This is a genomic window from Chitinophaga sp., from assembly GCF_035538455.1.
Taxonomy (GTDB): domain Bacteria; phylum Bacteroidota; class Bacteroidia; order Chitinophagales; family Chitinophagaceae; genus Chitinophaga.
On sequence record NZ_DATLKJ010000109.1, the window covers coordinates 21,542 to 30,675 of the forward strand.

Annotated in this window: 5 protein-coding genes; 1 reads left to right on the forward strand and 4 read right to left on the reverse strand. The window is 45.9% G+C overall.

Features of this window, described 5'->3' with window-relative positions; all coding sequences use genetic code 11:
* Nucleotides 1–6: 6 nt before the first annotated feature.
* The 4 genes from fabD to VM802_RS13380 form a co-directional block, all read right to left on the reverse strand.
* Entirely contained in the window at nucleotides 7–3,309 is a 3,303-nt protein-coding gene (fabD, locus tag VM802_RS13365; protein WP_325531232.1) for an ACP S-malonyltransferase, read from the reverse strand.
* 775 nt (nucleotides 3,310–4,084) lie between these two features.
* Nucleotides 4,085–5,398 carry a TolC family protein gene (locus tag VM802_RS13370; RefSeq protein ID WP_325531234.1) on the reverse strand — a complete coding sequence of 438 codons (1,314 nt, stop codon included), beginning with the start codon at nucleotides 5,396–5,398 and terminating at the stop codon, nucleotides 4,085–4,087.
* A gap of 20 nt (nucleotides 5,399–5,418) precedes the next feature.
* Nucleotides 5,419–6,996, reverse strand: a complete 1,578-nt coding sequence (locus VM802_RS13375; protein WP_325531237.1) for a DHA2 family efflux MFS transporter permease subunit — start codon at nucleotides 6,994–6,996, stop codon at nucleotides 5,419–5,421.
* A gap of 1 nt (nucleotide 6,997) precedes the next feature.
* On the reverse strand, nucleotides 6,998–8,092 hold the full coding sequence (locus VM802_RS13380) for an HlyD family secretion protein (RefSeq protein ID WP_325531238.1): 1,095 nt from the start codon (nucleotides 8,090–8,092) through the stop codon (nucleotides 6,998–7,000).
* A gap of 185 nt (nucleotides 8,093–8,277) precedes the next feature.
* Here VM802_RS13380 and VM802_RS13385 point away from each other — a divergent pair, with 185 nt between their 5' ends.
* Nucleotides 8,278–8,883: a TetR/AcrR family transcriptional regulator gene (locus VM802_RS13385; protein ID WP_325531240.1), complete on the forward strand. Its 606-nt coding sequence runs from the start codon at nucleotides 8,278–8,280 to the stop codon at nucleotides 8,881–8,883.
* The last annotated feature ends 251 nt before the right edge of the window (nucleotides 8,884–9,134 follow it).

Sequence of the window (9,134 nt, forward strand, 5' to 3'; positions counted from 1 at the left end):
GCAGGTTTATTTATGAGGGAAAAGACTATGTAATCGTTCTTGCAGGAAAACAACGGCAGCATCCATCAGCTCCTTACCTATCACCGCCACCCGCCTGTTGGACCAGTTCTCCAGTTCAGTGCCTTTCACCCATTGATTAAATGCACCCATGGCAGCACTGCTGTATACCTGGTAATCCACCTTCCTTTCTTCAAGGCCACGGATAGGAAATTCCTGGCATTCTCTCAGATACCATTTGAAGATGAGCGCCATCTTTTCCTTCGGATTGCTCTCCGCCCTTGCAAGCGCTGGCATGTCTGCATCAGAATAAGTATTTCTGATGTCACTGTAGATGGCGGAAAAACTCTTCTTCAGGTATTCCTGTTGCAATTGTTCCTGTGTCGACCTGTCAATTTCTTCGATGGCATTATGCCTTCGGTAGAGGTCATATAATTTGCTGGCCCGTGCCGGGAAGAAGAATCCTTTCTTCAGCACCTGTACTTTTGCACCCAGCTCAAACATATCTTCTGCAGGCGCATAGCCAGTATCCTGTGGTTCTGCAGCCGCCAGTATTTTCTTGATATAGTCGCTGACCTGCGCCTCCTGCGTGCATTGATTGATAGAACCCGTCAGTATAAAATCAGCGCCCAGTAAAAACATGGATGCCGCCATAGCCGGCGTACCAATGCCACCCGCAATACCTATACAAACAGTTTTCGTATACCCGTATTGCCGGGCATAATGCTGGCGCTCCTGCAATACAAAAGGCAAACTGGCGTAACTAAGCCCTTTATCATTACGCCATGCAGTATCCACTTCCAAGCATATATCATCCGCTACGGGCAAACGAGCCGCTAACGCGGCTTCCACAGCTGTAATGACACCCTGTTCCTGCAGGCTTTGCAACATGCGCGTGGGAGGCGGCTGCAGGAACAACCGGGCAGTTTCAATACTCCCGGCCTTCGCCAGTATACAGTTACGGATCAGTATCTTCCCGTTGCTGTCTTCGGATAATCCTTTCGCACGGTAACGCACCAACGCAGGCGTAAGGTGGACGTATCCGCCCGCCTCCACATGATGAACGCCATATCGCAGATAGAGATCCACCAGCCGTTCTTCCAGTGCAGGAAAGCTGAAGCTCGGTGTCAGGTTCATACCATAAGGCTGTCCTGATTCCAAAGTGGATTGAATCTGCTGAATGGCAGATTCCACTTTTTGTAACGTCAGCCCGGACGTACCATAAAAGCTCAGGAATCCGGCAGCAGCCATCCTGCATACTAATGTCTCAGAAGAGATGCCGCCATGCATGCTGCCCGCCACATACGCATACTGCACCCCATGTTCTTTCCTGAATACCTCACTTCCCAGGCTTCTGCCATCCACCACAGGCGTTACGTTATCTGTCGTTATCGTTGTAGTTGCCGGATCAACTATATCAACATTCTTCACCACCCGCTCCAGGATATAATCAGGTATCGCATGTTGCTGGATACGCGTCTGCATTTTCGTCAATACATTTCCCGGCCCTACTTCCACAAACTCTTCCACCCCCAGTGCCCGCAGGTATTGCATACTGTCGAGCCACATAACCGGACTGGATAACTGTTTTGTAAGGAGCTGATGTATTTCTTCATCTTTATAAAGCGCAGCGGTTGCATTGGATACTACCGGCGCTTGCAGCGCAGCGAAACGGAATGTCTGCAGGAAATCCGTAAACGTATGCTGCGCCTCCCGCATATAACGGGAATGGAATGCAGCACTGACATTCAACGGAACAAATGAAACCTGGTCTTGCCCTTTATATTGTTCAAGGAACAATTTACGTGCATGATCAATGTCAGTCGTTTTACCTGATATGACTGTCTGCGTAGGTACGTTGAAGTTAGCCACATCAATAGTGCTGAGATTGTTCAGCGCAAGGAATTTCGTGATGTCTGCCGCTGCAAGGCCAAGTATGGCAGCCATTCCGCCGCCAGATTCAGCGGCCATCAGCATGCCCCGTCGTTGTACCAGCCTGACGCCCGTCTCGAGATCAAAAGCACCGGCGGCAAATAACGCATTGTATTCACCCAGGCTGTGTCCTGCAAAATAATCAGGCACGTAACCAGTCTCCTCTTTCAGCTTGAGATAAGATAAAGCATTCACAACAAACAGTGCCGGTTGTGTATAATCTGTCCGGTTTAACAGTCGCCGGGAATTTTCAAGGCATAGTTCCTTTATTGAATATCCCAATACCCTGTCTGCAATGGCAGTGAGTTCAGGGAAGCGATCAAACAAATGCTCCCCCATTCCTTTTACCTGCGACCCCTGTCCGGGAAATATATAAGCCTTTTTCTTTGTTCCGTTTCTTCCTGCCATATGCGGATTATTTGAGGGTTTATGTCTTCGTATCAAATCAAGATTATATGCGCCCCTGTTAAAAGGAGTGATAAGCGGATAAGCAACAGACCGGCTGTTCTTTGCAAGATTCTGTTTGGTGAATCCCGCCATCGTACCGGATGGACCTATATCGATATAAACAAGTCCGTCTTCTTCCTGTTTTTCCAGGGTGTGAATAGCCTTATTAAATAATATCGGACTCCTTACAACATCCCAGAAATAATATGGTGGTACTATTCCCTGGATATTACCATCCAGACAGGAAACCATGGGCATTCCCGGCTGTTTCCACCGCTTTACATCCAGGTATTTTTTACTTCGCGCTTCAATAGCATCCAGTTGTGAGGAATGAAAAGCGTAAGCAACAGGAATATATTGGTAAGCAATTTTGTGTTGCTTCAGGTAATCTTCCGCCAACGCGAGATGATGTTTCCACCCTGCTATCACAAAATGCTGCGGATAATTAATAGCAGCAAGCTCACTGTTTTCATACAAAGCAGGCTCGCAATGATACAGGCTGTTATTATGAAGAACTGCCATCATCCCCCCCTCTCCTTCCTTCAATGAATCGGCTACCAGCACAGCTTTATCCCATACCATCCTCACGCCTTCTTCCAATGACATTACGCCGGAAAATGTAGCAGATACAAACTCTCCCAGACTTGCACCTACCAGGTAATCCGGGTAAATACCCTCTTCCGTCAGCGCCCGTGCCAATGCGTACTGTATTGCAAAAATAGCCGGATGGCTATAGTTGATCTGAATGAATGGTGTAGCGTAACCGCGCCCCGGATCATAAACATGCCGTAATAAAGAAACACCGGCTACAGATTTAAAAATCGTATCTATCTTCAACATCCATTTCCTGAAAGGCGTATAGTGATCAAACAAATCCTTGCCCATATTATAGTACTGTGATCCCTGCCCCGAAAACATAAATACATTCTTCATTTACTGCTATTTTCCTTTTGAGACTTAATCAGGAAACAAGCTTCCCACCCCGCATGTGGGCTACATGCAGCGAGTAATGCAGGGAGAGAAGAGAACTACCAACAAGTTCTTTATGCAACTAAAGTTGTTGAGATTGTTAAGGCAACATGATCAGGCTGTCATAGCGTAAAAATTGAAGGACAGTGTATAAACACCATGCTATCAAAACTATACCAGGAAGCCAGGTTTAAGCTTTTTGGGAGATGATGTAAAACGCATTAAAAATTGAACATTTATTGCTGAACGACCAGTCAAACAGGATTGCAAGGATTTCCATCTAAAAACAGCGTTTCAGCGGATAATGGCACAGTTCATAGCTTCTAGCAGGTAGGCCCCATCTCTATAAAATACTACGTTCACTTTTAATGCGATTGTGATTAGTTCAATAAAGTGATTTTACGTTTACGATTAACTAAAGTGAATACCCAGTCGCTAAAATAAATAAAAAAATTGTATTAACAAACTTTGAAAACAAATAAAGACAATACTCTGAAATATTGATGAATAAAGGAATACATAAAGTAAATAAAGATTTTAAGGTGTTTTTAATTAAAAAAAAATATGACTGCATAGTCGCTTCATTATTGTCACTTATACATTTATTTACACAGGCAAAATCCTGACCATTTCTGACAGGATTTAATCTCATCATTTGAAAGCAGACCGGCCCGCCAGTCGGGGAGCATGGCAAATGCCGGCCTGTTGGGGTTAAATCTGGCGAAGTTGTCTACAGTTGTTAAAAATTGTCGAGTGCTTTTTCATACGCCACTTTTGCGACCAGCAGGTCATACACCACTTTAACATAATTCTGCTCGGCTGTATTCAGCGATCTCTCCGTGTCCAGTAAATCATTGTATTCAAAAGATCCAAGCGAATACTGTCTTCGCTGGTTTTCATAGATCGTGCCCGACAATGCATAATTACTCTTCATAATCTGCAGGTTTCTTTCTGCATTACGGAGGGTCGCCTCACTTTGCTGTATCTCGTACGCGATGTCTGTTTGCCGCTGCAGAAGATTCAACTCCGTCTGCCGGATACGTTGCTGGTATTCCCTGATCTGATGGGCATTCTTGATATGGTCGGTAATCGGTAGGCTAAAGGTCACCCCCACATAACTGAACGGCGACCACCACCTGGAACGTCCATACTCAAACTTCTCGTACAGGAATTGCTGAGAATAATTAGCGATCAATGATACAGTTGGCAATACGCTTTCTTTTGCTTTCTTCAGCTGCAGCTTATTGTCATACTGTTGAAAAAGCAACTGTCTTACTTCCGTGCGGTTATCAGGAGAAGCTGTCGTGGAAGTGTTGCTGATAACGGCTGTTCCGATAGTATCCGTCAATGTCACCGCAGTAGCTGCAGGCAGATTCATTTCATACTTCAGCTGATCAAGCGCGATCCTGTAATGCTGGCGCGCTATCTCCGTTTGTATCCTGCTGTTGTTATAATCCAGCGCTGCGCGCAGATGATCATTTTCCAACAGCGTCCCCTGCCTGAACTTTCCCTCCGCGATTTCCGCATATTCTTTATAACGTTGTTCATTGTCGCCGGCAATCTTTTGTTGCAGGTCTTTCAGCAGTACATTGAGGTAGGCTTCGGTTACCTTCACTTTAATATCAATTTCCGCCTGCCTGTTGCGTTCTTTCTGCCACTCCAGGTTGTTCTTTGCAATATTGATGTTGGAACGTATAGCGGGTCTGTAAATAGCCTGGTTGAGGTCCAGCCCCAGAATGGTGACGCTTTTGGCGCCGAGCGCCAGCAACGTGGGCTCAGTAAGGCCGCCGAAACCCGCAGGGATATACGTAGCCTGCAACTGTGCATTATAACGTATAGTGCCATTACCTGTAACAACAGGTATCCATTCTTTTTTTGCGCGGCCAATGGTGTTGACTGCCATTAAAACATTATACTGGTTGGCCTGCAGGTCATACCTGTTTTTCAGTGCCGTATCCACGGCCTGTTGCAGGCTGTAGGCTCCCGGTGATATCTGCTGTGCCGCTACGGCAATGGATGCCATCATCAACAGGAAAATAAGACTCATTTTCATACTTCTGCTTTTTAAATGGATTAATGTCCCATCATTTCGCCACCACTGTTCTCTCCCTTTTTATAGCGGATCAATAAAATCACCGGCACACAAAAGAGAATAACCACTCCCACCATTATAAAACCGTGGTTATATCCCAGCAACAGCTGCTGTTGGGTAACCGCTCCGTCCATCATTGCGTAAGCAGCCATAGTAGCGTCCTCCGTGCCATAACCCGCACCATGGAAAAGCTGGGTGAGACCGGTGATGCTCTCAGTACTGATAGGATCATAGGGACTGATATGTTCCACCATATTGCTTCTGATGTAGGCATTTTCATTACTGAGATAGATGTTGATCAACGCTACACCCAACGCTCCCCCCAACTGCCGCAGCATATTGGACAACCCAACCGCCTGCGCAAGATCTTTCCCCGTAAGACCAGCTACCGCCAGCCCCAGCACCGGAATAATCATCATCACAGCGCCAATACCGCGTAGCATAAATGGCCAGAAGAGGTCATGAGAGCCGGAATCCGGGGAAGAGAATGACAACAGCGCCAGGTACAGCACTGTCAGGAACAAACCGGTCAGGATAATGATCTTGGGATTTACGCCGGCATCCATCGCTTTCTTCGCCGCAATCATGCCCACCAGCACGATCAACGAACCAGGTATCATGAACGCGCCGGTTTTCGTAGCAGTCCATCCCAGTGATACCTGTACAAACAACGGAAAGATGAACAGCGTACCCGTCATGATCAGTCCGATCACCAGATTCATCAGACTCCCCATGGCAAGATTGAAATTTCTGTACAGGCGAAGGTTTACAGCCGGGTAATCAATACTGAATTCACGGATAACAAACAGGAGAAGGCCGATCATTGCTAATATAAAAAACGTAGTGATCTCACTGCTTTCAAACCAATCTTTAATCACCCCCTCCTCCAGCACATACTGCAGCGAGCCGATACCAATTATCAGAAAAAGAATACCCCACCAATCCATCCTCGGCTTCTCCACCCCCTGCATATTTTCTACATACTTCCACGACAGGTACGAACCCACCACACCAATTGGTACATTGATGAAGAATATCCAGTGCCACGAAAAATTATCCGTAATAACACCGCCTAATACCGGTCCGAATGACGGACCAATAATAGCACCCAATCCAAAAATAGTAAGCCCCGTTGTCCGTTTCTCTGGAGGAAATGCATCCATGATAATGCTCTGCGCGGTAGACAGGATACCACCGCCGCCCAGCCCCTGGACAAAACGCCAGAACACCAGCACCCACAGGCTCCCTGATATACCACACATCACAGAGGCAAAGGTGAACAGCGCCACCGAACCCGTGAAATACGCCTTCCTGCCAAACAGGTTGGAAAACATACCCGACAACGGAATTACAATTACATTCGCAATGCTGTATGACGTCACCACCCACGCAATCTCTGTAACCGTAGCGCCTATATTCCCGCTGATCTCACGCAGCGCCACATTCACCACCGTAGTGTCTATCAGTTCCAGCACAGCACAGGATACTGCGGTAATGATAAGTATCCATTTAGCGATACCTGAAGGATAAACAACAGGTTGTTCTGTTTGTGCTTCCATGTTATTTGATATGTACTTTTACAAAAACACTCATTCCTATAAACAAACCGGTCGGTTTGTTATTACCATCAAAAAAATGCTCCAGCCTGATGCGCAGAGGTACGCGTTGGGTGATTTTGATAAAATTACCAGTGGAATTATCCGGTGGCAGCAGCGAAAATTTAGCGCCGGTTGCACCGCCGAAAGACTCTACACTGCCTTCTAATTTCAGGTCAGGGTATGCATCCACCTTGATCTCTACCGGCTGCCCAGGACGTATCTTCTTCAGTTGTGTTTCCTTAAAATTGGCAGACACCCATATATTGTGTGTATCAATCACTGCACAGAGCGTCTGCCCGGTTGCAACATATTGTCCTTTGTTCACCGCTCTCTTTGTAACAATGCCATCAAACGGAGAAATAATTACCGTATGTTCCAGGTCTTCCCGGGCAATGATCAATTCCGCCTCCCGCTGCTTCACCAGCGTGCGGGCAACGCCCGCACGACTCTGTTCTGTTTTGGCAGAAGCTTTCAGCCCGAGAGATGTATACAGCGATGATTGCTGCCTGTGTATAGCTTCTTCATAAGAAGCCTTTGCCACCAGCAACCTCGTCTTCACCGACTCATACTGTTGTTGTGTTATCCCTTTTATCTCCAGCAACGCATTGGCACGACGCATATCCTGATCTGCCTTATCATAATTGGCACGGGCCGACGCTACCTGCTCCAGACCCGATAAAGACGTTTTTGTTCCTGCCTCCGCATTCAGTGAGCTGACCGCCGCACTGTTGTTACTCACCTGCACGCCGGCACCTGCATTCTCCAACGCAGCCTCCGCCTCCTGCACCCTCGCAGCATAAACCGTATTATTAAAACGCATCAGCGTGTCCCCTTTTCTGACATACTGGTTATCCGTAAAATAAATGGAATCAACATACGCGTTTACACTGGCACGTACAGGACTGATATTACCATCTAACTGTGCGTTATCTGTGGTAACATAACCAGCATTCTTCAGCCAGAAATAAATGCTGACGCCAAGTACCGCAACCAATACAAGGCCCAGAATCACCCATTTGACGGGCTTCTTTTTCTTCTCTGATTGTTCTTGTTGCATGATTTTGTATTTTAGGGTAAATAAACCGACCAACCGGTATGTAAAGATAGGACAATCCCCCGGATCTGCAAATAAACTTTAAGACGCGATAACTTGTTCTATTGTCTGGCCAGTCATCAGATTGACATCCACAGTATTGGAAATTAAAAAATATATGTACTTTTATAAACCAAATGGTTGGTATTATGAATGATTCAAGAGAACATATCCTGTTTACATCCTTAAAATTATTCCTCCAGAACAGCTTTAAAGATGTAACCATGAAACAGATCGTAGAACAAAGCGGGCTTTCCAAAGGCGCGTTTTATCATTACTTCACCAGCAAAGAACAAGTGTTTGAAGAAGCGCTCAAATACTTCTACCCCGATATGGTCATCAACGACCTCATCGGGCTTCCGGAAGGAAGCCTCAAACTGTTCTACAAAGAGGTACTGCGCAAACTGGAAGAAAACAAGAAACGATCTGCCAAACTCCTGTCCGGCAACGAAGATCAACCCTTCAACGCCAACTACTACTATCTCATCTTCGATGCGGTCAAAATACTGCCGCACTTCAAAGAAAAACTCTTCCAGCAACAAAAAGAAGAAATAAAAATATGGGTGAGCCGCGTATACCAGGCCAGACTCAGCGGAGAAATCAAATCCCCCCTCTCCGACCTCCAGATCGCAAAAATGTTCATCTATATGGGAGACGGTGTAGGAATCAGCATGATCATGGAAGAAAACACCAATAAAATAAAAAGTGAACTGAAATCATTGTGGGATGGGCTTTATGATTCTATTAAAGCCTGATCTCTGGTCTCCGTTGCAGATTGGCCCCCTGCAAATTGATTTTCGTCGCTGCCGGCAATGCGCTGAAATGCCGGAATAATATCATTTTTGGTTTTATTAATATTTTTTTAGCAATTCCTCTATTTCTCTCCCTGATTATTCCCGAATCGTTTTAACTTACTATGCATAGAGGATGAGAGCGTCTGTTGTTCCACGATACAAGCCTTAAATTATTACTTCAGCTGGGTTGTTATTTTTATTTTCATAATCAG

Excerpts from the sequence above, each read along its gene's own strand:
- VM802_RS13380 (WP_325531238.1), bottom strand. The coding sequence starts at position 8,092 with ATGCAACAAGAACAATCAGAGAAGAAAAAGAAGCCCGTCAAATGGGTG.
- VM802_RS13375 (WP_325531237.1), bottom strand. The coding sequence starts at position 6,996 with ATGGAAGCACAAACAGAACAACCTGTTGTTTATCCTTCAGGTATCGCT.
- VM802_RS13385 (WP_325531240.1), top strand. The coding sequence starts at position 8,278 with ATGAATGATTCAAGAGAACATATCCTGTTTACATCCTTAAAATTATTC.
- VM802_RS13370 (WP_325531234.1), bottom strand. The coding sequence starts at position 5,398 with ATGAAAATGAGTCTTATTTTCCTGTTGATGATGGCATCCATTGCCGTA.
- fabD (WP_325531232.1), bottom strand. The coding sequence starts at position 3,309 with ATGAAGAATGTATTTATGTTTTCGGGGCAGGGATCACAGTACTATAAT.